We start from the raw sequence: 26,002 nt of genomic DNA, 5'->3' as shown, positions 1-26,002 counted from the left end.
CAAAACTACACGTACAACCTATAAAAATGACTAAAAACAAAACGGTTAATCATTTAAAAAAATTAGTAACTTCTTTATTAGAAGCCCCAGAAAACAAAGTAAAAGTTGAAAGTATTTTAAATGAAATTCATACTCATTTTAAAGAAATCACAAAAATAACTGGTTTTGATATAAAAATAGAACATCTTGCGGCAGTGCCTACAGCAAAAGGAAAAGCTCTTGGCTTAAACCATGCCGCACAATGCTTATTAGATTATAAAAGAACAGTAAAATTTTTACAAGGGGTGTTTTTAGCTATTAAAGAAAAACAGAAGCTACAACCAGGTAAAACAATTACTTTTTTTTATGCTGGTTGTGGGCCTTATGCTCCGTTTGTAACTTTAATTGCGCCTTTTTTCTCTGCAGAAGAAGTACAGTTTACTTTATTAGAAATTAACAAAAACTCTTTAGAAGCAGCTAAAAAACTAATTAACTATTTAGAACTCAATAACCATATTAAAGATTACTATTTAGCAGATGCAGTAACCTTTGTTGTACCAAATGCTACCAAATTCGATATTCTTTTTAGTGAAACCCTAGATGCATTATTATATAGAGAATGTTATGTGCCTATTTTATTTAATTTATTGCCTCAGTTTAGCAATAATGTAACCTTGATTCCAGAAAACGTCATCTTAAATTTAAAATTAATTTATAATTCCGATGTTAAAGAAAGTGACAAGGAACAAAACATTGATACTATTTTAGATGTTCGTAAAACCATATCGGCTCACAAAAAAGAAGAAAACACTCCTTTACATTTACCAGATAAAAAAGTTGATTTAACTTCTTTATCTATAAACCAAAACGCTAGCTTTTTACTAGAAACCCAAGTTCTTGTTTATAAAAACATTTGGCTAAACAGAAATGAATCTTCTTTAACATTGCCTTTAGAAATTAAATTAGACTATCCAATTAGTAAGTCTCAAATTATCTTTACCTATAATATGGGTCCAGAAATAGAACTAAAGTGTAAATTAGTTTAATTAAACCTTGACTATCGCCTTGCGATTAAAATCCGCCTTAGCGGATTTTTTCTTGCTTTAAAACTCTCAATAGATATAGTAAAATAACACACCCAAATAAGGCAAAAATGGTAATTGCAATCCACGTAGTTTCAAAACCATATGCTGCTACCATTTGCATACCAATATTATGACTAAAAATATGTGCTAAAGAAAACGCAATGCTATACAAAGCCATATATTCTCCCTGATTTCCTTTTTTAGCTCTTTCTACGGCAAACGCATTCGAAAACGGAAACGCAATCATTTCTCCTACCGTCATTAAAAACATGGCAATAATTAAAATTCCAATCCAACCAGTTAGGTTTAAAATGATAAAACTTAACGCAGTTAAAAACAATCCTATTGCAATTAATTTTACTTTAGATTTTTTAGAATCTTCTAACCATTTTATCAAAGGCATTTCAAAAAGGAAAATAAAAAAGCCATTAAACCCCATTAGCAATCCTATTTCAAATTCTGATAAAAAACGGTTTTTACTATAATACAATGGCATAGTAGAAAAATACTGCATAAATACAAAGCCAAAAATAAACATGGCGATAAAAAATATCCAAAAAGCATTGTCTTTATAAACAGAAACAGGGTTTTGTACTTTTACCTCATCTTGTATTTTTGCTTTCTTCGGATGCAATACTTGCAGCAATAAAAATGCAGCTAAAACACACGTTACTCCATCTGCCCAAAACAATCCTTTATAACCAATTCCTGTAATTATTAAACCTCCAACTGCGGGTCCTGCAGAAAAACCTAAATTAATAGCCAAACGAATTAAAGTTACAGAACGTGTTTTATTTTCTGGTTTACTATAAGCACTTAACGCCACAAACATAGCAGGTCTAAAAGCATCTGCCACCAACATCACTAAAAAAATACCCCCACAAAATTGATGAAATGTTGTTGCATATTGTAGTAAAACAAATAAAACACCTGTACCAAATAAACTTACAAGCATTACTTTGTAATATCCAATTTTATCGGTTAATTTTCCGCCAATCCACGTTCCTAAAACAGAACCTAAACCAAAGAAAGACATAATCCACCCAACATCTGTTAAAGAAAAATGCAGACTTTTAGTAAGATACAAAGACAAAAAAGGAATTACCATTGTACCAGACCTATTGATAAATGTAATTAAAGAAAGCCACCAAACCTCTGTAGAGAGTCCTCTAAAAGTATTGATATAATTGTTGTATAACTTTTTCATGGTTAAGTTGGTTGTTGAACTAAAAACAAAAAAGTCCGACTTGTGAAGTCGGACTTTTATAATTACTTGATTTTATATTGATAACATCAAAACATATAAACATACCGACCTTGGCGCTTTTTACGCGATAATTTGGTTAAATATGTATTGACTTTATTCATTTTTATTTTATTAACAGATCAAAACTACATAAAATAATTGAATATTGTATTTTTGTTAAAAATTATTTTTAAAATAAAAATTACGTAGCGCTGCTTTTTTTTCAATTAGCAAATAGCGTTATTTTAAATTATAAAAAAAAATACAACACTTATTTTTAATACTAACTTAAATGAAAAAACTATTATTTATATGTTCTGTTTTTCTAATGATGATGTCTTGTAATTCGCAAGGTAAACGTCCTTTAATGGGTAAAACTGTTTATCAACAAGAATTAAATGCTAGTTATAAAGACGCCTCAAAATCACCTTTAAAAAAGAAAGATTTAAGGAACTTTAATGGCTTAGAATTTTTTACTGTAGATTCTACTTTTATTGTAAATGCTAAATTCACTAAAACAGAAAACGCTCCTACATTTAAAATGGCAACCACTACAGATAGAAAACCATTATATAAAGAATATGGCTTGCTAGATTTTACTTTAAATGGCAAAAACTGTAAATTAACCATTTATCAAAGTCAAGATGATTTGCGTGATGAAAAATACAAAGACTATTTATTTTTGCCTTTTACAGATGATACTTCTGGTAATGAATCTTATGGAGGTGGTCGCTATATGGATGTAATGACTACAGACATTAAACCTGATAATACTGTAGTCTTAAATTTTAACAATACCTACAACCCATATTGTGCTTATAACGACAAGTATTCTTGTCCTTTAACACCGCGAAAAAACCATTTAGATTTAGAAATAAAAGCAGGAGTAAAGGCTTTTAAAAAACACTAAAACAATAGCACTACATTTTTTTATTAGTCATATAAAAACCATAAACAGCACTAAAAACAACCTTAAAACCAAAAAAGTTTTTCCATTTGCCATTTAAAAAATTGGTTTCTGCTACTTTTGTAAAATCTCCTGAAAAAATATCGCTAAAACTAGCCAGTAATAAAGAAACGATTGTAACAATAACAAAGAAAGGAATTGCAACTTTAGCAAAATTAGTCCAAAAAAGAGGTTGCTTTATTTTTTCTAATACACTCATTATTTTAATTTTTGATTATTATGATGGCGATCGTGATCGCGTTTTGTTTTAATATCTAATTTCTTTTCGAAAGCATCTTGTAAATTGATTCCTGTTTGGTTTGCCAAACATAAAACAACAAATAGTACATCTGCTAATTCTTCTCCTAAATCCTTATTTTTATCAGATTCTTTTTCACTTTGCTCTCCATAGCGTCTTGCAATTATACGGGCTACTTCACCTACTTCCTCTGTTAATTGCGCCATGTTTGTGAGTTCATTAAAATAACGAACTCCATGAGTTTTAATCCAATCGTCTACTTGTTTTTGTGCGTTTTCTATATTCATTTTTCTTTATTAAATGATTGAAAATTTTAAGATTTCAAAGATATCGTTTTTAAAATAATTTAGTTTGTTTCTAGACTTAATTTCTGATAACTTCGTAGGGAGCAACAACCTCTGTAAATCTAATAAATCTATCGTAAATTTAATTTTAATCAATTTTATTTATAATAAAATATGAAAATTATATAAAGGTATTTACACGTTGCAATTAGATTAATTTTGACAACAAGAAAAAACACAAAACCTATATATCATGGAAAACGACCAACACCCAAACTCATCTAATGATGAAAGTAAATGCCCATATCATCAAGAACAAAATAAAACTGAAGAAAATAAAGTAGAAGCAACTGCTGGAAAATGCCCAGTAATGCATGGAGCAAACACTTCTAATCAATCTAATGTTATGAATTGGTGGCCAAATGCATTGAATCTTGATATTTTACATCAGCATGACACAAAAACAAATCCTTTAGGAGAAGATTTTAATTACCATGAAGAATTAAAAAAATTAGATACTGAAGCTTTAAAAAAAGATATGCATGCCTTAATGACGGATAGTCAAGATTGGTGGCCTGCAGATTGGGGACATTACGGTGGGTTAATGATTCGTTTATCATGGCATTCTGCCGGGTCTTACCGTACGTCTGACGGTCGTGGTGGCGCAGGTTCTGGTAGTCAGCGATTTGCTCCATTAAACTCGTGGCCAGACAATGCTAGTTTAGACAAGGCAAGACGTTTATTATGGCCTATCAAGAAAAAGTATGGTAACAAAGTAAGTTGGGCAGATTTAATTGTGCTTGCAGGTACTATTGCTTATGAAAATATGGGTTTAAAAACATTTGGTTTTGCTTTTGGTCGTCCAGATATTTGGCATCCAGAGAAAGACACCTATTGGGGAGCCGAAAAAGAATGGTTGGCTCCAAGTGATGAACGTTATGCTAATGTAGACAAGCCAGACACTATGGAAAACCCATTAGCTGCAGTACAAATGGGACTTATTTACGTGAACCCAGAAGGTGTTAATGGAAAACCAGATCCTTTAAAAACAGCTGCTCAAATACGTGAAACATTTGCTCGTATGGCCATGAATGATGAAGAAACCGTTGCTTTAACCGCAGGTGGACACACCGTTGGTAAAACACATGGTAATGGTGATGCTAGCATTTTAGGCCCTGAACCAGAAGCTGCAAACATAGAAGAACAAGGTTTAGGTTGGCACAACCCTAACAAATCTGGAAAAGGACGTTACACTGTAACCAGCGGATTGGAAGGCGCATGGACAACAAACCCAACAAAATGGGATGGTGGTTTTTTCGAAATGCTATTTAACCATGAATGGGAGATAGTTAAAAGTCCGGCAGGTGCTTTGCAATGGGAACCTATAACGATTAAAGATGAAGACAAACCTGTAGATGTTGAAGATGCAAGTATTCGTCATAACCCAATGATGACCGATGCTGATATGGCCATGAAAATGGATCCTATTTACAAGGAAATCTCTTTAAAATTCATGAACGATCAAGACTATTTTTCAGATACTTTTGCACGTGCATGGTTTAAATTAACGCATAGAGATTTAGGACCAAAAGCAAATTACTTTGGTGCAGATGTACCTAAAGAAGATTTAATTTGGCAAGATCCAATTCCTGCAGGAACTACAGAATATGATGTTGCAGCAGTAAAAGAAAAAATTGCAACATCAGGATTATCAAATTCAGAAATGATTGCTACCGCTTGGGATAGTGCACGTACGTATCGTGGTTCTGATATGCGTGGTGGTGCCAATGGTGCCAGAATTCGTTTAGCTCCTCAAAAAGATTGGGAAGGAAACGAGCCAAAACGTTTAGCACATGTTTTATCAATCTTAGAACCAATTGCCGCTCAATTTAAAATTAGTATTGCAGATGTAATTGTTTTAGCAGGTAATGTTGGTTTAGAACAAGCTATAAAGGCTGCTGGTTTAGAAACAATAGTTCCTTTTACACCAGGTCGTGGAGATGCCACAGATGAAATGACAGATGCTGAATCTTTTGATCCTTTAGAGCCTTTGGCTGATGGATATAGAAATTTCAGCAAAAAAGACTATGTGGTAAGTACAGAAGAATTACTATTAGACAGAACGCAATTAATGGGATTAACGGCACCAGAAATGACCATACTTATTGGTGGTATGAGAATTTTAGATACGAACTACAACCATACAAAACATGGTGTTTTTACAGACAGACCTGGAGTATTAACCAACGATTTCTTTGTGAATTTAACCGACATGAATAACACTTGGAAACCTACAGAAAACGGACTTTACAACATTTGCGACCGTAAAACAGGTGCTGTAAAATGGACTGCAACACGTGTAGACCTTGTGTTTGGTTCTAATTCTATTTTACGTTCGTATGCAGAAGTTTATGCACAAGATGATAACAAAGAAAAGTTTGTAAAAGATTTTGTAAAAGCGTGGACTAAAGTAATGAATGCTGATAGATTTGATGTAAAATAAGCAAACACAACTTACATTTATATAAAATAAAAACGGTTTTGATAGTAGCTATCAAAACCGTTTTTTATGATGGTAAGTCAATTAAAATAAGATTAATTAACCTCTAAAAGTTCATTACAATACCAAAACTTTGTGGTGTAAATTGTATATCCCAAGCTATCTTTTTCTTTTTACCCTTATCGTTATATTTCTGATCGTATTTTGTATCTAAATATCTATCTATTGCTTCCACAATAAAAATACTTAAAGCTGTAGAAAAAACAACATCAGAAACCCAGTGAAAACGATCTACAATTCTAGCAAAACCAGGTATAGAACCTACAGTATATAATCCTGCCTTTATCCAAGGGCTATCAAAATGTTTTGCAAGAATATATGCATTTGTAAAACCTAACATTACGTGCCCAGAAGGAAAAGAATCATAATTAAAAACCCTGTCAAAATGTAAAGGATCAAAAGTTCCTTTACCAACATTAGCTTTCGGTCTTGCACGACCAACAATTCTTTTAGAAATCTGTTGTAACAATCCAGACGCAGATGCAGATGAAATTAAAAGCACCCCTGTTCTTCTTAATTTTGGATTATCAGAAATTAAACCTGTTAAATAAACAGCTCCAGTAATCATAAAATTATTATTCGGACTTCCGTATTCATTACCGTAATCGGCTAACCAACGCGGTACATCTCCCCGCCAATTATTTGCCCAATTATCAATATGATCATCCACCAAATACAAAGCAGAAGTTCCTGCTGCAACATAGGCTAAATTATTTAATTGTTTTCCTTTCCAATGTAAAGGTCTACTGTAAGCGTACCCCATTCCGCCAGCCATATTTCCTAAATCGTAGGTGAATTTTTGCCATAAATCTCTATCTTTTTTAAGATTTAGATTGATAGATTGGTTCTGAGAATACGTAAAACTATACATAAATAGTAATAGCGAAAATACTAGTAGTTTCTTCATTTTTATTAAAATTGAAGCGCCAAAGATACTATTATCTTACATAAAATAATTTATTTCTGAGCCCAAAAAACAAAAACAGCAATTTACAAACTTTAAAAACAAACAGACATTCTTGTAGGTAATACGTTCGTGTTTCAAAAAATCATCAAAAGAAACAATACAACTACTATCTTTTTTTAAATAAGAATTTCATAAATAACGAGCTTATCTGAACACAAAAAAGAGATTGATAACTTAGTTCGTTTCAATCTCTTTTCACTTTATTAATAAGTCTACTATTTTACTTTAAAAACGTAGAAACTTCATCGTAAAATTGTTTTGGATTTTCGGCATGCAACCAATGACCAGCATTTTTAATTTCTACAATTTTAGAATTCGGAAAATGCGCCTCTATAATTGGCTCTTCATCTTTTGTTATGTAATTAGATTTTTCTCCTTTTAAAAACAAGGTATCTTTTTCAAAAACAGTAAAAGAAGGCAATGCTTCTCCTATTTCTATGTTATTATCGGTTAAAGATTCTAAATTGAATCTAAATGCCAATTGCCCTTTTTCTTTCCAGTAGACATTTTTTAATAAAAACTGACGCACACCTAATTCTGGAATTAACGTTGCTAGTTTTTTATCAACCTTACTTCTAGAGTTTTCTACGGAAAAATCAATAGAATTTAAGCCCGCTAAAATTGCATTATGATGTGGCTGATATTGTCTTGGAGAAATATCAACAATAATTAATTTATCAACCAAATTAGGATATGTAACAGCAAACAACATTGCTGTTTTTCCGCCCATAGAATGCCCTATAATATGTACTTGTTCTAATTGGTAATGTTGTATGTAAGCGTGTAAATCTTCAACTAAAACTTCATAATTAAATTCGTCTTCATGAAAACTACGTCCGTGATTTCTTTGATCAATTAAATGAACTTGATAATCCTCAGAAAACTGATTTCCTAAAGTTTTCCAGTTATCAGACATTCCAAAATAACCATGTAAAATTAACAACGGTTTTCCTTCTCCTTTTATGGTTGAATGTAATATTAGGTTATTTGACATTTTAGATTGTTGGGTTTTGTCAGGTCGAGCGCAGTCGAGACCTAAATGAACCTCTCGACTGCGCTCGAGGAGACATTTCTACTAAATACTGCCTACTATTTTAGTCGATGTAAATACATATTTACAACATTTTCTAAACCTAAGTATAAACTCTCTGCAATTAGCGCGTGTCCAATAGATACTTCGTTTAAATTAGGAATATTCTCTTTAAAAAACTTAATATTATCTAAGCTTAAATCGTGCCCAGCATTAATACCTAATCCTAATTTATGAGCTAAAATAGCCGCTTCAGTATAAGGCTTTATAGCATCAAAATTTCCTAAATCGAATTGCGTTGCAAAATATTCTGTATACAACTCTACTCTATCAGCACCTGTTTTTGCAGCAGCTTCAATTAGCTTAGCATCCGTATCAATAAAAATAGATGTTCTAATTCCGTTTTGTTGAAATTCTTTAATTACCTCTTGTAAAAAAGATTGATACGTAATTGTATCCCAACCAGCATTAGACGTAATTGCATCTAGGGCATCTGGCACCAAAGTAACTTGAGTTGGTTTTACTTCTAAAACCAAATCCATAAAAGATTTTATAGGATTTCCTTCAATATTATACTCTGTAGTAACAATATTTTTTAAATCTCTAGCATCTTGGTAACGAATATGTCTTTCATCTGGTCTTGGGTGAATTGTAATTCCCTGAGCACCAAACCCTTCAATATCCGTGGCAACTGTTAATAAATTAGGTACGTTTCCGCCACGAGAATTTCTTAAAGTTGCAATTTTATTAATATTTACACTTAACTTTGTCATTGTCTAAAATTAGGCTACAAATATAATTTATTAAATCATTTTATCCTATATTCGTAAAGCATGAATATGAACGACTATATATTAAAAGAAATAACACCACTTCACTTAAAAGACGCTGTAAAAAAGGCTCAAAAAGTGTTTAAAAATTACCCTATCACCCATTTCCCTGTAGTTGAAAACAACAAATTACTAGGTTCTTTTGCAGAAGACGATGTACAAACGATTGAAAATAATGAAGAAGAATTAGTAAAATCTTCACATTTATTAAATTCTTTTTTTGCGGATGACAAAGCAACTGTTTTAGAACTATTAAAAATTTTTGCTGATAACGACACCAATATTATACCTGTTTTAGATGAACAAAAAGAATATGTTGGCTATTTTGATTTGCGCGATGTTCTAGACGTTTTTTCTACAAGTCCTTTTATGATTGAAGAAAGCGAGACTTTAATTATAGAAAAACTTAGAAATGATTATTCTATGAGTCAAGTAGTTCAAATTATAGAATCTAATGGCGGTAAATTATTAGGTTTGTATATTTCAGAAAAAAAAGCAGATACTATTCAAATTACCATTAAAGTAATTTCGGATGAAATAAATGAAATAATGCAAACTCTTAGAAGATATGATTATAAAATTATATCTATGCACGAAAATGATATTTATTTAGAGGATTTAAAGAGTAGATCTGAATATTTACAAAAATATTTAGAAATGTAATCTTTTAAGGGCATTTAAAAAAAATAAAGAAGTGAAGAAAGCAGCAATTTACGGTCAATCTTACGCCATTTCATCAGATAAAGAAATTAAAACTTTATTACACGTTTTAGAAAAAAATAAGGTTGATTTCTATATTGAAAAAGAATTTTATACTCTTTTGGTTGAAAGTAACGTTTTAGAAAATAATTATAAAACCTTTGTTAGTTTTAATGATTTAAACAGCTCTTTCGATATTATGTTTACGCTTGGTGGCGACGGAACCTTTTTGCGTTCTGTTACCCACATTAGAGATTTAAACATCCCTATTTTAGGAATAAACACAGGTAGATTAGGTTTTTTAGCAAATGTACCAAAAGATCTTATAGAAGAAAGCATAAAATTAATAATTAAGGGAGATTATACTATACAAGAAAGAACGCTTGTATCTGTAAAAACAGAACCAAAAACAAAAGACTTTACCGAGCTAAATTTTGCCTTAAACGAAGTTACTATAGCAAAGAAAAACACCACATCTATGATTGGTGTAAAAACGTATTTAAACGGAGAATATCTTACCAATTATTGGGCAGATGGCTTAATAATAGCTACTCCTACAGGTTCTACTGGCTATTCTTTAAGTTGTAATGGCCCTGTTATTTTACCAGATTCTAAAAACTTAGTAATTACTCCCATTGCCCCTCATAATTTAAATGCAAGGCCCATGGTTATTTCTGACGAAACTAAAGTAGAATTAAAAGTAGACTCTAGAGAAAAGAGCTTTTTAATATCATTAGATTCTAGAGTTACTAGTGTACCCAACAATACTAAAATTTTTATAGAAAAAACAGATTTTACAATAAAAAGTATATTACCAAAAAATCAATCCTTTTTAAAGACATTAAGAAGCAAACTCTTATGGGGAGAAGACATTAGAAACAAAACAAATCTTTAACGTATTACTTACAATATTTCTTTAAAAAAAAGGTTATTCAAAAAAGACAGCGTATTAACTTTATAAAGCAATTTGAAATTTCTATATTTGCGGACTATTTTTAGAATGAAAAAAAAAATATTATTTTTTGTATTTGTAAGTTTCACCTCTATATTCTTGGGGCAACTTCATGAAGTGGGCCTCTCTTTAGGAGGAGCTAACTATGTTGGAGACATTGGTAAAAACTATTATTTTTCACCAAACAAACCTGCAGGTGCCTTATTTTACAAATACAATTGGAATCCTAGAGTTGCCCTTAGAGCAACCTACAGTTACTTGCCAATCTCTGGCAATGATGCAGATGCAGATACTGGATATAGAAAAGATAGAGACTTACATTTTTCGAATACAATTAATGAATTAGCCGTTGGTTTAGAATTTAACTTTTATGAATATGATTTATCCTCAGATGATAAAACATGGACACCTTACCTACTTTTAGAACTAGCAACCTTTAACTACAACTCTGTAGCAGGTAACAGAACTTCGTCTGACGAATACAAAAACACAAACAAAACATCCTATGCAATTCCTTTCGGTATAGGATATAAATCTAAATTATTTGGTACTTTAGCATTTGCACTAGAAGCCAAGTTTAGATACACCTTTAAAGATGATTTAGACGATAGACTCTACAATTCATCAAATGAGATACCAACAGGTTTAAGTGAAACCACTAAAAGAAATTTAAAAGGAGATGGAAATGATTGGTACATGTTTACTGGAGTTTCTATAATTTACACCTTTGGAAGACCAGCTTGTTATACTAACGGATTATAAAAATTATGGATAAAAAATTACTTATCGACTTACAAAAAACGCCAAAACATGTTGCCATTATAATGGATGGTAATGGTCGTTGGGCAAAAGGTAAAGGGATGAATAGAATTTTTGGCCATAGAAACGCCTTAACTGCTGTAAGAGAATCTGTAAGTGCAGCTTCCAAAATAAATGTAGAAGCAATTACTTTATATGCTTTTTCAACAGAAAATTGGAACCGACCTAAACTAGAAGTAGATGCCTTAATGAGTTTACTTATTAATTCTTTAAAAAAAGAATTACCTGGTTTTCTAAAAAACGGAGTAAAAGTGAATGCAATAGGTTTAATTAGTAGCTTACCAAAAAAAGCTCAAAATGTTTTAGCTGACGTTATTTCTCAAACAAAAAACAATACAGATATTGTTTTAACTTTTGCTTTAAGTTACGGTTCTAGAGAAGAAATTGTTAACACTATTAAAAACATATCCAAAAAAGTTGTTAATAATGAGCTAAATATTGAAGAAATTAATGAAAATACTATAAATAACCATTTATATACGTTTAATTTGCCCGACGTTGATTTAATGATAAGAACTAGTGGAGAGCAACGCATTAGTAATTTCTTATTATGGCAAATGGCATATGCCGAATTATATTTTACAGATATACTTTGGCCGGATTTTAGAGAAGAGCATTTTTACGATGCAATCATAGACTATCAGAATAGAGAACGAAGATTTGGAAAAACAAGCGAACAAATTACAGAATAAATTTTTTATGAAATTATTTTCTGCTACAATAATGCTAATGGCATTATTTTTTACTTTTAGTGCCAACGCACAAACCGAAATAGATAGTTTATCAATTGTAAAAAAAGATACAACTTCTACTAAAAACACTTCCTTTGAAAAAGGAAAAGAATATATTCTAGGAAGCATTAGTGTTACTGGTTTAAAAAAGTTTAGTGAAGAAACTGTTCGAGTTTTTACTGGTTTAAGAAATGGACAACCTATAAAATTACCAGGAGACAAACTTACAAGTGCTATAAAAAAACTATACGAAAGTAAACAGTTTAGTAATGTAGATGTATATCTTGCAAGACTAGATGGCAATACCGTTTACCTACAATTTGATGTTCTAGAATTACCTCAATTAAACAATGTAACCATTACAGGTATTAAAAAAGGAAAAGCAAAAGAACTTAAAAAAGATGCAGAACTTAAAAGAGGTGCTATGGTTACAGATAACCTTATTGTAACTTCTAAAAATTACTTTACAAAAAAATATACCGACAAAGGGTTCCTTAAAACCAAAGTTAATTTAGACGTTAAAAAAGACACCTCTGACGTTAATATTGTTAACATGGCTATCTTTATTGATAAAGGAAAAAAAATAAAAATTAAAGACATTCTTTTTACGGGTAACAAAGCGCTTTCTAACAAGAAATTAAAAAAAGCGATGAAAAACACCAAAGAAAAATTTCTTGGTCGTTTTTGGAAAGCCTCTAAATATATCGAAGAAGATTATCAAGAAGATTTAGAAAGCATTTTAGATAAATACAGTAGATTAGGTTATAGAGATGCACGTATTCTTAGTGACAAAATAAGTTGGAATGATGACAATACCATTAACATTCATTTAGATATAGAAGAAGGTAGACAATATCGTTTTGCTGAAATTTTATTTATAGGAAACAAAGAATACACAGATGAACAACTTCAAAGATATTTAAAAATTGAAAAAGGAGACGTGTACAATGGAGCTGTTTTAGAAGAACGTATTAAAGGAGATGGTAGCCCTACTTCGCAAGATATATCTACCTTATACCAAGATAATGGTTTCTTATTCTCTTCTGTGAATGCAGTAGAAACTAGAGTAAAAAACGATTCTATTACTGTAGAAATAAGAATTAGAGAAGATGAAAAAGCACGTATTAGAAAAGTAAGTGTTTCTGGTAATGATAAAACAAATGACCACGTATTATTTAGAGAATTACGTGTAAAACCAGGAGATTTATTTAGTAGAAGTGCTATTATAAGATCTATTAGAGAAATTGGTCAATTAGGTTTCTTTGATTCTAACGTTACACCAGATGTTGTACCTGATTATCAAAATAAAACAGCAGATATAGATTTTACTGTTGTAGAAAAAGGAGGAAGTCAAATAGAACTACAAGGTGGTTATGGTGGTGGCTCTTTTATAGGAACTTTAGGTTTATCTTTTAACAACTTTTCTATCAGAAACATTTTTAACAAAGAGGCTTACAAACCTTTGCCAATGGGAGATGGACAAACATTAGCTTTAAGACTACAAACTAGTAGAACTTACAGTACTTATAGTTTTTCTTTTACAGAACCATGGTTAGGCGGTAAAAAACCAAAATCTTTATCTTTTTCAATCTACTCATCAAATCAATATCAATTAGATTATACAACTTATGACGTAGATAAAAGTAAAAGTTTATCTATAATTGGAGCATCTTTAGGGTTAGGACAACGTTTAAAATGGCCTGATGATTACTTTCAATTATCACAAACAATAAGTTACCAAGCATTAAAATCTAACGATTATAACTTTGGATTAGCAGGAATAAACCTTAATAATGGAACCTTAAATAACTTATCTTACAACCTTACATTATCAAGAAATTCAGCAGGTCCAAGTTTAATTTTCCCTACATATGGTTCTGAATTTTCTGTAGGAGTAAAAGCAACTTTACCGTATTCTTTGCTAAACAAAAAAGATTATTCTGATCCAAACTTATCAGATTTAGAAAAATACAAATGGTTAGAATATTATAAATTTAATATCAAAGGAAAATGGTATACATCTTTTACAGATAAATTAGTATTAATGACCAACTCTGAAGTAGGATATTTAGGTTCTTACAATCATGAGCTTGGAGCAACACCTGTAGAGCGCTACTTTGTTGGTGGAGATGGTATTGCTGCTTATCAGTTAGATGGTAGAGAAACAATAGGATTAAGAGGTTATGAAAACAGTGGTCTTTCATCAAATTATGGAGGTACAATTTATAACAAATTTCAGTTAGAACTGCGTTATTCTATAACAGATGCGCCGTCTGCATCTATATACACTTTAGGGTTCTTAGAAGCAGGAAACTCTTATGACAATTTTCAAGAATTTAATCCGTTTGAATTAAAACGTTCAGCAGGAGTTGGTGTAAGAATATTTATGCCTGCATTTGGTCTATTAGGAATTGACTTTGCACATGGTTTTGATCCATTGCCTGGTCAAACAGTAAAATCTGGCTGGCAAACACATTTTATTATTGGAAAACAATTCTAAGAAAACGGTAACTTTGTAAAGAAAATTTTTTTTTGGCACGGTTTTTTCTAAATACATTATACAAATGAAAAAAATATTTTTATTAGTCGTTCTTATACTTAGTGCTAGTATTTCTTGGTCTCAGAGAAATCAATTAATTGCTTATATAGATATGGAGTATATTCTAGAAAATGTTCCAGAATATTTAGAAGCACAAAACACTCTTGATGCAAAAATTGCTAAATGGAGAAAAAAATTAGATGACCAAGCAAGACATATAGAAGTTTTAAAAACAGACTTAGCCAACGAAAAAGCAATTCTAACAAAAGATCTAATTGAAGAAAAAGAAGAAGAAATTAGTTTAAAACAAGTAGAATTAAGAAGATTAGAATCTTTATACTTTGGTCCTAAGGGAGATATGTTCTCAGTGAGAAAGCAATTGGTAAAACCAATTCAAGATCAGGTTTACAATGCGATTCAAAGTATTTCTAAAAGAAAAAAATATGATTTTGTTTTTGATAAATCTACCGATTTGGTTATGCTATATTCAAATAAAAAATACGATATTAGCGACCTTGTTTTAGCAACTATCAATCGTAGTCGATTAATAGACGAAAAAGACAAAAAAAGACAAGAGCAACTTCTTGCTCCTGAAAAAGGTTTAACAGATAGGCAAAAAGAAGCTATTAGTAAAAAAGAAGCAGCACAAGCAAAAAAGATTGCAGATGTTGAAGCAAAAAAGAAACTAATTGCAGAAAAGAGAGCAAAGCTATTAAAACAAAGAGAAGAGAAAAGACAATTGCTTAGAGACAAAAAAGAAGCATTAAGAAAGAAAAAAGAACAAGAACAAGAAAAAAAAGAACAAGAATAATAATTAAATTAAAACAAGAATGAAAAATTTAAAATCGTTACTATTAATTGCTGTATTTACTTTAGGATTAGCTGGTGTTGCAAATGCACAAAAGATAGGTCATATAGACTTTGAAAAATTAGTAGCAGAAATGCCACAAACAAAAACTCTTAAATTAGACATGGAAAAGCTTGGTAAAACTTACCAAGACGAAATTACTGGTATGGAGAAAAAAATTGAAGCAACTAGACAAAAATATGTTGCAGAATCTAAAGGCCAAACCAATGAGACTAATGATAAAAGAGCTCAAGAATTACAACAAGAAGCTGCTAAAATTGAACAAGCAAGAAGATTTGCGTACCAAGACATGCAGAAAAAACAAAATGAAGGTTTACAACCTATTATAGAAAAAGCGCAAAAAGCAATTGACGCTGTTGCTGCTTCTAAAAGTATTTTATACGTATTAGATGCTTCTGTAGGTAAAGGCTTACTAGTTAAAAAAGGAGAAGATCTTTTTAATGATGTAAAAGCTAAATTAGGTTTCTAATTAAAAGCACATAATATTACAAATTAAAAACCTACTGAATATCAGTAGGTTTTTTTATTTTTACAAACCATGGTAAAAAACAACAAATTTCCTATTGGCATATTCGACTCAGGTGTTGGCGGAACCTCTATTTGGAAAGAAATTAACGCACTCTTACCTCAAGAGAATACTATTTATCTTTCCGATAGTAAAAATGCGCCATACGGCGAAAAAACCAAACAAGAAATCATTAATCTTTCTATTAAGAATACCGAATTTTTATTGGCTCAGAATTGTAAAATAATAATTGTTGCTTGCAATACAGCAACTACAAATGCCATTAAAGTTTTAAGAGAAAAATACAACATTCCGTTTATAGGAATAGAGCCCGCAATTAAAACTGCTGCTTTACGTACCAAAACAAATAAAATAGGGATATTAGCTACAAAAGGCACTTTAAATAGTGAATTGTTTGAAAAAACTTCTCACACTATCAATCATAATATAATACGTAAAGAAATTATAGGAAAAGGTTTGGTAGAACTCATTGAAAGCGGAAAGCTGCATTCTAAGCAAATGACAGCCTTATTATCTACTTACATTACCCCTTTAATAGAAGACAATGTAGACTGCTTAGTTTTGGGTTGTACCCACTACCCTTACCTTATTCCACAAATAAGAAAATTGGTAGGTAATAAAATTCAGATTATAGATTCTGGTGAAGCGGTTGCAAAACAAACAAAAAACATTCTAGAAAAGCATCAATTAATAAACACAAGTAACAACAAGGGTTCTTATCAATTTTTCATCAATAAAAACAAAGATATTTTAGAAATGTTAATATCCAACAAAAGCAAAGAAATAAAAATTACCGAAAAGGAATTCTAGAAACCTATAAATGAATTATTAATATTTGGCATACTACGCCATGTTTTTTCTTTTGTCCATAAATTCAAACCTAAAGTAATTTGATGAAAACCTGAATTGGTTAAAACAACACTTTCTAATTGGTTGGTATAGGTATAAGAAAATAGTAAGTTTTTATAATTTAAGCCGATTATAGGAGAAATAAATTGAGCATTATTAATAGAATTAGAATCAAAGCTTCTACGATAAGACAAAGCTACCCACATTTGAGTTTTTTTTAATGTCTTGTAAGCTTTTATATTAAAATCTGCAATACGTTGTCCGGTACTTTCTTTTAACTGCAACATAAAAGAAGGTTCTAATTGAAAATGATAAAATTTATCATAATAAAACCCAGCAGAAAAAACATAGTTTCTTAAATCTAAAGATTCTTGAATATTTAAATTATTTTTTGCCGTTAAAAATAAGTTTTTTACCGTAAAATATGATGATAAACCTCCACGATGATACGCTACTCCAAAATCTGAATTGTAATAACTTGTACTTTGCACAATAGCAGGCACATCATCACTTTCAAAAGACCTTTGGTCTGATTGATTTTGAACAAAAGTAAGAGATAAGCCAAAAGACAGTTGCTCAAAAAAGTGGCCATCGCTTAATTGTAAATGATATGCGTATGTTCCTTGAATTCCTTTTTGAGAATGATAACCATTTTCATCATTAAATAATACAACACCAAATGCAGCATTGGTCTCCTCACCAAATCTAGAATGATAACTTAAAGTTTGTAAAGACGGAGCATCTGGTATACCTGCCCATTGTTGTCTCGCCGTAAAACGTAATTTACTAGAATTACCAATACCTGCAGCAGATGGATGTACTAAATATACATTGTCTGATAAGTAATCTTGATATATAGGTAAAGTTTCTTGTGCGTGACTTTTAACAGAAAAAAATAAAACACATAGAAGGCAAAATCGTACGTAATTTAATTTCATTGAAGGGAGATTAGTCTTAAGTTACCAAATATATACTTTTTTCTTATAATAAATACTTTGCTAGTCAAAGATTTAACAGTATTGTTCTTCTATTTTTAAAGATATAAAATACAATAAGCACCATATTTTATAACAAAAAAACTAATGACAAGAACTATTAGAAGTAACTAAATCTACAACGGGTGCTGGAGAAATGTATGGAATGCCCAATCCTAAACCTCTTAAAACAAATAAAACTCCAATAAAAACAACTACAATTGGAATTACTTTTTTTATTCTTTTTCTAAAAGTTCCTTTGGTAAAATTACCTAAATAGACCACTGAAGTCATAAGCGGAATTGTACCTAGACCAAATAAAAACATATACAAACTACCCGAAAAAGGGTTTGTTGTTGCTAAAGCTCCAAAAACAGCCATGTACACCAAACCACAAGGTAAAAATCCATTTAAAAAACCTATGGTAAAAAAAGTATCATTTCTTTTTTTCTTAAGTTCTTTTCCTAAAGCATTCTTTACTTTAAAAACTACTTTATTTATATTTTTAGAAAAATTTACTTTCGAAAAAAGTTTTGGAAATAGAATTACAAAAATCATGCTAAGTCCTACTATAATCGATAATTGTTGTTGAAAGCCAAAAAAATAAAAGCCCTTTCCAAGAAAGCCAAATAACAAACCTATTAAACTATAGCTTAATAATCTTCCGAAATGATAAATTAAAATTTGCAGAAAACCTTTTGTTTTGTTTTGTCTATCAATTGGTAACATAAAGGCTATTGGCCCACACATACCCACGCAATGGAAGCTCCCTAATAAACCAAAGATAATTGCTGATAGAAACATAAATAGGATTGATTCAAATAAATTTATTAATATTTTTTTATGCTAATTTTCCTTTAAAATCCCCAATAATTGATCTATACTTATTAAAAAAACACAAATTATAGTTTTACAAGTAGCAAAAACTTAATCTTAAAAAAAATCATTGTAAATTTACCTCTTGTTATTTTAAATTAATATTTATTGAAACGTTAATATTCTATTTCTTTTTTTATTAAGTATTCTTTATTATTATATTTGAAAGCTATAGTAATGTTCCAACGACCATCTAATAAACGTTTCTCAGGCACGAGCAAATATGTATTAGAGATTGAAATAGGTATTTCAAAATCTAATTGTTTATTAGACGGTCTATATAGGAACACTTTTCCTTTAATTTCTTCTGGAGAAAACTCTTTAGGAAATGCTATTTTTAAACCTTCATTTGTTCTTTCGATTAGTACTCTTTCTTTTAGTTCGAACGCATTTTTTTCGGCATTAATTTCATCTTGAAACCCCAACTCTTGTTCGTAATACTTTTCTGTAACCAAATCGTAACTATACGTGTTATCTGTACTCATGGTAATCACCAAGAATAATATAAAACTCATAAAAGCTACAATTGCAATAACAATTCCTGTTCCCCAATTAAATTTCATAATCTTAGTTATTTATAACTTCTTGGTCCTAAAAAGTTTGTTGTTGTTGTTTCAATTAATTTATCATCGCTATAAACACCAATCTCTAATTTAATTTTATCTTTTTCTAAAGCAGCCGAATTAATTTCTATAAATAAGGTTCCTTCTGCAAGACCTTGTTTAGGCACTACAAAATCATGATTAGACACTAATTTTATGGTTCCTTTATGAGAAAGTATTTTATAACTAACATTATTTATATCTTTTGTAGTTTTATTAATCACTTTAAAAGTATAAACATTACTAATAATATTATTTTCTTTATGTTGATACAACTGCCCTGGCAACCTTAAAATTGTAGCCTCTACATCATTTCTTAAAAATAACATCCCTATTAAAATACCTACTAAAATAAATAACACAGCAGAATATCCTTTTATTCTTGCATTTAATTTAAAAGGCTTCTTATTTTCTATATTTTCTTCACTTTCATATCTAATTAATCCTTTTGGCAAACCAACACTCTCCATCATATGATCGCATTCGTCAATACAAGCGGTACAGTTTACACATTCTAATTGCGTACCATTTCTAATATCTATTCCTGTAGGGCAAACAACCACACATTGTTTACAATCGATACAATCTCCTTTACCTAAAGCTTCTCTATCTTCATTTTTCTTAAATTTAGATCGTCCTTCTTCTCTTTCTCCTCGTTTATGATCGTAAGCAACATTGATCGTTTTATTATCTAATAAAACACCTTGTAACCTACCATAAGGACAAGCTATAATGCATACTTGCTCTCTAAACCAAGCAAATATAAAATAGAAAACACAGGTAAAAATTGTTAATGAAATAAATGTACTAATATTATCAAACGGGTTTCCTGTAATGTAACTTATAAGGGTATCACCACCTATTAAATAAGCTAAAAATACGTTTGCAATAATAAAAGAGATCACAAAGAAAATAAACCATTTTAAAAGTCTTTTTCTAATTTTTTCTGCATTCCAAGGTTGTTTATCTAAACGAATTTGTTTTCCTCTATCTCCATCTATCCAGTATTCTATTTTTCTGAAAACCATTTCTAAAAAAATAGTTTGTGGACAAATCCATCCACAGAAAATACGTCCAAAAATTACTGTAAATAGTATAATAAACACCACTCCAATAATCATTGAAATAACTAACAAGTGAAAATCTTGTGGCCAAAAAGGAAATCCGAAAATATTAAATTTACGTTCTAAAACATTAAATAGTAAAAACTGATTTCCGTTAATTTTTATAAATGGAGCCGTTAGTAGGAAAATTAATAAGAAATAACTAACATACGACCTGTATTTATAGAATTTACCACTAGGCTTTTTAGGAAAAACCCAAGAACGATTACCCGATTCGTCTATCGTACTGATACTATCTCTAAATTTCTCGTTTTTAGGAGTTTCCATAATTACCTCAACACATTTATACTATTTATTTTTATTCAGCTACCCATTTTTCTCCTTGAGGAGCTTTTGGGTTTGCAGGTGTAGTTCCTTGTAAAGAAATTACATAACTACCTACTTTTTGAATGTCTGCTGCTTTTAAAGTTTTATTCCAAGCAATCATTCCTTTACCATCTCTACCTCCATTAGATATGGTGGTAAATACATTTTTGATTCCTCCTCCTAAAATCCAAAACTCATCTGTTAAATTTGGTCCAATAGAGCCACCTCCATCAGCAATATGACAAGAGGCACAGTTTAACTTAAATATTGCTTTACCTCTGGCTAAATCTTTATCATCAGTTAATAAGGTAACACTCTCTGCTGTAATTAAATCTGTAGCTGTAGACTTGTATTTTTTTAACGATGCTTTAGCTTCTGCAACGGCTTTTTCATACTCTACAATTTGATCATCGCCATCTAACACATGAAATCTTACCATATAAACTACTGCAAAAACAATAGAAGCATAGAATAAATACACCCACCAAGGTGGTAATGTATTATCTAATTCTTGAATTCCATCATAATTATGGTCTAAGATAATTTCTTCTTCACTATCAATATCTTTAGATCTTGTCCAAGATTTTAATACTTTTTTAATCCAAGCATTACTTTCTTCAGGAACAATTCCTAATTTTTCATTTTGCAATTCTGTAGCTTTATTAATGGCAATTACATTTACCATTTCTTTTAAAACAACAACCAATACAAAAGCAATTAGAGCTAGCCATACTAAAGGATTCTCATAAACATTAAATGGGTTTTCGTACACCATAAACGACTTTGCAAGTGCTAAAAACGTAACAATTACAAAAATTATATATACCGTAGATTGAAAATACTTTTTCATTTTTTTTCGTTTTAATTATCTAATGGCAAATTACTTACCGTATTTATATATTCTTTTTTCGCAGTAAAAACCCACCAAAACAAGACCATGAAAAAAGAGAAGAATATGATTAATGATATTAAAGGATATATTTCTACACCAGTAATTGTTACCATATAATTTTTTACAAATTTTAACATAACTTAATTTTTAGAAATTTTTTGTTCGTCTTTAACTTTTATATCTGTACCTAAACGTTGTATATAAGCAATAACTGCTACAATTTCTCTGTTTTTCATTTCTATAAAAGGCAATCCGTTTTCTTCTGCATACTTTTTATCTGCTTCATAATTTTTTGCAAAATCTGGATCTGAATGTAAGTTTTCTTCAATTTTAGTACCTTGCTCTAACATGTGCTGTTGTGCATTTGCTATTTCATCTTTAGTGTACGGAACACCTAAAGTTACCATTACTTCCATTTTACTTTCTATATCTCCTTTATATAGTTCATCTGTAATTAACCATTTATAAGAAGGCATAATAGAACCTGGCGATGTACTTTGTGGATCATACATGTGATTTAAGTGCCAGCTATCTGAATATTTAGCTCCTACTCTATGTAAATCTGGTCCGGTACGTTTAGATCCCCATAAAAATGGATGATCGTACACAAACTCACCTGCTTTAGAGTATTCTCCATAACGTTCTACCTCACTTCTAAATGGTCTAACCATTTGAGAGTGACACCCAACACAACCTTCTCTAATATAAATATCTCTACCTTGTAACTCTAATGGTGTGTATGGTTTTACACTACTAATTGTAGGTATATTAGATTTTATTAATAATGTTGGTATAATTTGCACTGCACCACCAATTAAAATGGCAATAGTTGCATAAATTGTTAATTTAATTGGTTTTCTTTCTAACCATGTGTGCCAACCTTCACCTTTTGTTCTATATTTAGAAACTTTAGTTAATGCAGGTGCTTCTGCTAACTCATCGGTTACATCACTACCAGATCTAACTGTTCTAACAATATTATATAACATTACAAATGCACCAATAATATACATACTACCTCCAATAGCACGCATCCAGTACATTGGTATAATTTCATTTACAGTTTCTAAAAAGTTACCATAAGTTAAAGATCCATCAGGATTAAATTGTTTCCACATAGAAGCTTGTACAAAACCTGCCACATACATTGGTAACGTATACAATATAATACCTAAAGTACCAATCCAAAAGTGCACATTTGCTAATGCAACAGAATGTAATTTTGTTTTAAACATTTTTGGTATCATCCAATACAACATACCAAACGTTAAGAAACCATTCCAAGCTAATGCACCAACGTGTACGTGTGCTATAATCCAATCACTAAAGTGTGCAATTGCATTTACATTTTTTAAAGACAACATTGGTCCTTCAAAAGTTGCCATACCATATCCTGTAATTGCAACTACCATAAATTTTAAAACAGGATCTGTTCTAACTTTATCCCAAGCACCACGCAAGGTTAACAAACCGTTTATCATACCTCCCCAAGATGGAGCCAATAACATAATAGAAAATGCAACTCCTAAGTTTTGCGCCCAAGATGGTAATGCTGTATATAATAAATGGTGTGGTCCTGCCCAGATATAGATAAAAATTAATGACCAAAAGTGAACAATAGATAATCTATAAGAATATACAGGTCTGTTTGCTGCTTTAGGCACAAAATAATACATTAACCCTAAAAAAGGTGTTGTTAAGAAAAATGCTACGGCATTATGTCCGTACCACCATTGTACCAATGCATCTTGTACCCCTGCATAAACAGAATAAGATTTTAAAAAGGTAACCGGCAATGCTAAACTGTTAAAAATATGTAATACAGCTACCGTTACAAAGGTTGCTAAATAAAACCAAATTGCTACATATAAATGACGTTGTCTTCTTTGTAAGATTGTCCAAATCATATTAACACCAAATGCAACCCAAACAAGTGCTATTGCAATATCTATTGGCCACTCTAACTCTGCATATTCTTTAGATGAAGAATACCCTAAAGGTAAAGTAATGGCTGCCGCAACAATAATTAATTGCCAACCCCAAAAGTTAAAATTGCTTAAAAAATTACTTGCCATTCTTGCTTTTAACAATCTTTGAAGCGAGTAATAAACCCCTGCAAAAATAGCGTTACCTACAAAGGCAAAAATTACAGCATTTGTGTGTAATGGTCTTAAACGTCCAAAACTTAACCAAGAAATTCCTTCTGTGTAGTAAGGGAATAAAAACATAAAAGCGAGCATTAGCCCCACAGAGAACCCCACTATTCCCCAGAATAATGTAGCATAGATAAATTTCTTTACGATCTTATTATCGTAATAAAATTGTTGCATTTCCATAATTTAATATTTAGTCTTTAGTTGATTTTTCTTTATCTTTTACTAATTCATCATCAAACAACATACGAACAGATGGCGTATAAGAATCGTCAAATTGCCCAGTTTTTACTGAATAAATAAATGCGATAAAAAATAAGATGGCTACTAGTATACTAATAGTTAGTAGTAGGTATATTACGCTCATATCTTGCCTGATAATTGATTTTTCAAAAATACTATTGGTCACTTTCTTAAAATATGACAAATGTCATGTTTTGTAAATATCTTAATTTTCTGTTAAATAGTCATCGAAAACAACTGTGTTTTTGGTTTGTTTTTTAACAAATGCAAATCAAAAGCCATACAAATGTTTCTTACATAAGGTCTTGCCGCTTCTGGCACTGCTAATGATTTTGATTTTAAATCAATTTTTACCAAACCATCTTGTTCCATTTCTTGTAATAATCCTAAATGCATCTCAATATTATTGATCCTCATAGATTCCGCATCCCACGAAGTGGAAAAATGACACATAATATTTAAAATATGTTTTCTAATAATTCTATCTTCTTCGGATAAAAGGTGTCCTCTAAAAATTGGAATTTCTCCTTCATTAACAATCTTCTGATATTCTTTTACTGTTTTTACATTTTGAGCAAAGGCATACCAAGAATCTGAAATTGCAGACATTCCTAAACCAACCATTAACTGGGTTTTATTGGCAGTATACCCCATAAAATTTCTATGCAAGGTTTTGTTGATGGTTGCCTTAAACAAACTATCTGTTTTTAAAGCAAAATGATCCATCCCAATTTCTACATACCCCAATTCTGCAAAAAGTTCTTTCCCTATTTCGTAAAGTTCTCTTTTTTCATCATTCTTAGGCAAATCGTCTTCATTAAAACCTCTTTGTCCTACTCCTTTTACCCAAGGTACATGAGCGTAACTGTAAAATGAAATTCTATCTGGTTGTAATTCTTTGGTTTTATTAATACTGTAAATGACGTTTTCTTTGGTTTGATGTGGCAATCCGAAAATTAAATCGTGACTTACAGACGTATATCCTATTTCTCTAGACCATTTGGTTACTTGTTCTACTGCTTCGAAAGGTTGAACTCTATGAATTGCTTTTTGAACTTTTTCATTATAATCTTGTACACCAAAACTTACTCTTGTAAAACCTGCATCAAACAACGTTTGCAACTGTTCTTTAGTGGTATTATTTGGATGCCCCTCGAAACTAAATTCTGATCCTGGATGTTTTTTGGCGATTTTAAAAATACCATCCATTAAATATTTTAAGTTTTCTTTTGAGAAAAAAGTAGGCGTTCCTCCACCTAAATGTAATTCTTTAATAACCGGAATTTCATCTACCAAGGCAACATACAATTTCCATTCTTTTAAAACGGTATCTATATACTCATCTTCTACTTCATGACGCTTTGTAATGTGTTTATGACACGCACAAAACGTACACAAACTCTCACAAAAAGGCAAATGGATATAAACACTTATTCCTTCTGACGAATTACTTTCTTTAAATGAAGTTTGAAAAGATTGTATCCAATCTTGTTTATCTATTCCTGCTTTGTTCCAATAAGGAACGGTTGGATAACTGGTGTATCTTGGCCCAGGAATATTATATTTTTGTACTAATGATTTTTTCATTTTGTTTAACTTTTTGTCAGGTCGAGCGCAGTCGAGACCTAATTAACCTCTCGACTGCGCTCGAGGAGACATTTAC

General features: G+C 30.7%; 26 protein-coding genes. 11 read left to right on the top strand and 15 right to left on the bottom strand.

What is annotated here, in order from left to right; all coding sequences use genetic code 11:
• Positions 1-26 precede the first annotated feature (26 nt).
• Positions 27-1,025, top strand: coding sequence for a phytanoyl-CoA dioxygenase (locus tag WHD07_RS16360; RefSeq protein ID WP_343329255.1), 999 nt, complete (start codon positions 27-29; stop codon positions 1,023-1,025).
• Positions 1,026-1,062: 37 nt separating this feature from the next.
• On the opposite strand, the gene WHD07_RS16355 is transcribed toward WHD07_RS16360, so the two are convergent.
• Positions 1,063-2,271, bottom strand: a complete 1,209-nt coding sequence (locus WHD07_RS16355) for an MFS transporter (protein ID WP_343329254.1) — start codon at positions 2,269-2,271, stop codon at positions 1,063-1,065.
• A 331-nt stretch (positions 2,272-2,602) separates the two neighbouring features.
• Here WHD07_RS16355 and WHD07_RS16350 point away from each other — a divergent pair, with 331 nt between their 5' ends.
• Entirely contained in the window at positions 2,603-3,220 is a 618-nt protein-coding gene (locus WHD07_RS16350) for a DUF1684 domain-containing protein (protein WP_343329253.1), read from the top strand.
• Positions 3,221-3,230: 10 nt separating this feature from the next.
• Here the strand turns inward: WHD07_RS16350 and WHD07_RS16345 are convergent, their stop codons facing one another.
• Together WHD07_RS16345 and WHD07_RS16340 are read right to left on the bottom strand one after the other, a co-directional pair.
• Positions 3,231-3,476, bottom strand: a complete 246-nt coding sequence (locus WHD07_RS16345; protein ID WP_105047809.1) for a hypothetical protein — start codon at positions 3,474-3,476, stop codon at positions 3,231-3,233.
• The gene (locus WHD07_RS16340) at positions 3,476-3,802 is read right to left on the bottom strand and encodes a nucleotide pyrophosphohydrolase (protein WP_105047808.1); all 327 of its coding nucleotides are present in this window, start codon (positions 3,800-3,802) and stop codon (positions 3,476-3,478) included. The genes WHD07_RS16345 and WHD07_RS16340 overlap by 1 nt, the downstream gene beginning before the upstream one ends.
• A gap of 250 nt (positions 3,803-4,052) precedes the next feature.
• Here WHD07_RS16340 and katG point away from each other — a divergent pair, with 250 nt between their 5' ends.
• Positions 4,053-6,302, top strand: coding sequence for a catalase/peroxidase HPI (katG, locus tag WHD07_RS16335; protein ID WP_343329252.1), 2,250 nt, complete (start codon positions 4,053-4,055; stop codon positions 6,300-6,302).
• Positions 6,303-6,405: 103 nt separating this feature from the next.
• Here the strand turns inward: katG and WHD07_RS16330 are convergent, their stop codons facing one another.
• The 3 genes from WHD07_RS16330 to WHD07_RS16320 form a co-directional block, all read right to left on the bottom strand.
• Complete coding sequence (locus WHD07_RS16330) at positions 6,406-7,266, bottom strand: phosphatase PAP2 family protein (protein WP_343329251.1); 861 nt, start codon at positions 7,264-7,266, stop codon at positions 6,406-6,408.
• 280 nt (positions 7,267-7,546) lie between these two features.
• The gene (locus WHD07_RS16325; protein WP_343329250.1) at positions 7,547-8,320 is read right to left on the bottom strand and encodes an alpha/beta fold hydrolase; all 774 of its coding nucleotides are present in this window, start codon (positions 8,318-8,320) and stop codon (positions 7,547-7,549) included.
• A 95-nt stretch (positions 8,321-8,415) separates the two neighbouring features.
• Complete coding sequence (locus tag WHD07_RS16320; protein ID WP_343329249.1) at positions 8,416-9,129, bottom strand: pyridoxine 5'-phosphate synthase; 714 nt, start codon at positions 9,127-9,129, stop codon at positions 8,416-8,418.
• 66 nt (positions 9,130-9,195) lie between these two features.
• Here WHD07_RS16320 and WHD07_RS16315 point away from each other — a divergent pair, with 66 nt between their 5' ends.
• From WHD07_RS16315 to murI, 8 genes are all read left to right on the top strand, one after another.
• Complete coding sequence (locus tag WHD07_RS16315; protein WP_245893462.1) at positions 9,196-9,849, top strand: CBS domain-containing protein; 654 nt, start codon at positions 9,196-9,198, stop codon at positions 9,847-9,849.
• Positions 9,850-9,880: 31 nt separating this feature from the next.
• Positions 9,881-10,780, top strand: coding sequence for an NAD kinase (locus WHD07_RS16310; RefSeq protein WP_343329248.1), 900 nt, complete (start codon positions 9,881-9,883; stop codon positions 10,778-10,780).
• A 105-nt stretch (positions 10,781-10,885) separates the two neighbouring features.
• The gene (locus tag WHD07_RS16305) at positions 10,886-11,599 is read left to right on the top strand and encodes a DUF6089 family protein (RefSeq protein ID WP_343329247.1); all 714 of its coding nucleotides are present in this window, start codon (positions 10,886-10,888) and stop codon (positions 11,597-11,599) included.
• A 5-nt stretch (positions 11,600-11,604) separates the two neighbouring features.
• The gene (locus WHD07_RS16300; RefSeq protein WP_343329246.1) at positions 11,605-12,348 is read left to right on the top strand and encodes an isoprenyl transferase; all 744 of its coding nucleotides are present in this window, start codon (positions 11,605-11,607) and stop codon (positions 12,346-12,348) included.
• Between the two features lie 7 nt (positions 12,349-12,355).
• A complete protein-coding gene (gene bamA, locus WHD07_RS16295) occupies positions 12,356-14,887 on the top strand; it encodes an outer membrane protein assembly factor BamA (RefSeq protein ID WP_343329245.1) in 2,532 nt (843 codons plus the stop codon).
• A gap of 64 nt (positions 14,888-14,951) precedes the next feature.
• Complete coding sequence (locus tag WHD07_RS16290) at positions 14,952-15,737, top strand: OmpH family outer membrane protein (protein ID WP_343329244.1); 786 nt, start codon at positions 14,952-14,954, stop codon at positions 15,735-15,737.
• Positions 15,738-15,756: 19 nt separating this feature from the next.
• Entirely contained in the window at positions 15,757-16,263 is a 507-nt protein-coding gene (locus WHD07_RS16285; RefSeq protein WP_105047799.1) for an OmpH family outer membrane protein, read from the top strand.
• Positions 16,264-16,332: 69 nt separating this feature from the next.
• Positions 16,333-17,130: a glutamate racemase gene (murI, locus tag WHD07_RS16280; protein WP_343329243.1), complete on the top strand. Its 798-nt coding sequence runs from the start codon at positions 16,333-16,335 to the stop codon at positions 17,128-17,130.
• Here murI and WHD07_RS16275 read toward each other — a convergent pair.
• The 9 genes from WHD07_RS16275 to hemN all read right to left on the bottom strand — a co-directional run bounded on the left by WHD07_RS16275 (position 17,127) and on the right by hemN (position 25,926).
• A complete protein-coding gene (locus tag WHD07_RS16275; RefSeq protein WP_343329242.1) occupies positions 17,127-18,107 on the bottom strand; it encodes a type IX secretion system membrane protein PorP/SprF in 981 nt (326 codons plus the stop codon). The genes murI and WHD07_RS16275 overlap by 4 nt on opposite strands.
• Positions 18,108-18,248: 141 nt before the next feature.
• Positions 18,249-18,947 (bottom strand): sulfite exporter TauE/SafE family protein, encoded by a 699-nt coding sequence (locus WHD07_RS16270; protein WP_105047796.1) that lies wholly within the window; start codon positions 18,945-18,947, stop codon positions 18,249-18,251.
• A 188-nt stretch (positions 18,948-19,135) separates the two neighbouring features.
• Positions 19,136-19,582, bottom strand: a complete 447-nt coding sequence (locus WHD07_RS16265; protein WP_343329241.1) for a FixH family protein — start codon at positions 19,580-19,582, stop codon at positions 19,136-19,138.
• An 8-nt stretch (positions 19,583-19,590) separates the two neighbouring features.
• On the bottom strand, positions 19,591-21,012 hold the full coding sequence (gene ccoG, locus WHD07_RS16260) for a cytochrome c oxidase accessory protein CcoG (RefSeq protein ID WP_343329240.1): 1,422 nt from the start codon (positions 21,010-21,012) through the stop codon (positions 19,591-19,593).
• Between the two features lie 31 nt (positions 21,013-21,043).
• Positions 21,044-21,901 carry a cbb3-type cytochrome c oxidase N-terminal domain-containing protein gene (locus WHD07_RS16255; protein WP_105047793.1) on the bottom strand — a complete coding sequence of 286 codons (858 nt, stop codon included), beginning with the start codon at positions 21,899-21,901 and terminating at the stop codon, positions 21,044-21,046.
• A gap of 11 nt (positions 21,902-21,912) precedes the next feature.
• Positions 21,913-22,080 carry a CcoQ/FixQ family Cbb3-type cytochrome c oxidase assembly chaperone gene (locus WHD07_RS16250; protein WP_105047792.1) on the bottom strand — a complete coding sequence of 56 codons (168 nt, stop codon included), beginning with the start codon at positions 22,078-22,080 and terminating at the stop codon, positions 21,913-21,915.
• 3 nt (positions 22,081-22,083) lie between these two features.
• On the bottom strand, positions 22,084-24,279 hold the full coding sequence (ccoN, locus tag WHD07_RS16245) for a cytochrome-c oxidase, cbb3-type subunit I (RefSeq protein ID WP_343329239.1): 2,196 nt from the start codon (positions 24,277-24,279) through the stop codon (positions 22,084-22,086).
• Positions 24,280-24,289: 10 nt separating this feature from the next.
• Positions 24,290-24,463 (bottom strand): cbb3-type cytochrome oxidase assembly protein CcoS, encoded by a 174-nt coding sequence (gene ccoS / locus WHD07_RS16240; protein ID WP_105047790.1) that lies wholly within the window; start codon positions 24,461-24,463, stop codon positions 24,290-24,292.
• Between the two features lie 92 nt (positions 24,464-24,555).
• Positions 24,556-25,926, bottom strand: a complete 1,371-nt coding sequence (gene hemN / locus WHD07_RS16235) for an oxygen-independent coproporphyrinogen III oxidase (RefSeq protein WP_343329238.1) — start codon at positions 25,924-25,926, stop codon at positions 24,556-24,558.
• Between the last annotated feature and the right edge of the window lie 76 nt (positions 25,927-26,002).

Source organism: Polaribacter staleyi, from assembly GCF_038024045.1.
GTDB classification, from domain to species: Bacteria; Bacteroidota; Bacteroidia; order Flavobacteriales; family Flavobacteriaceae; genus Polaribacter; species Polaribacter butkevichii.
This window is presented reverse-complemented; position numbering and strand designations above follow the sequence as displayed.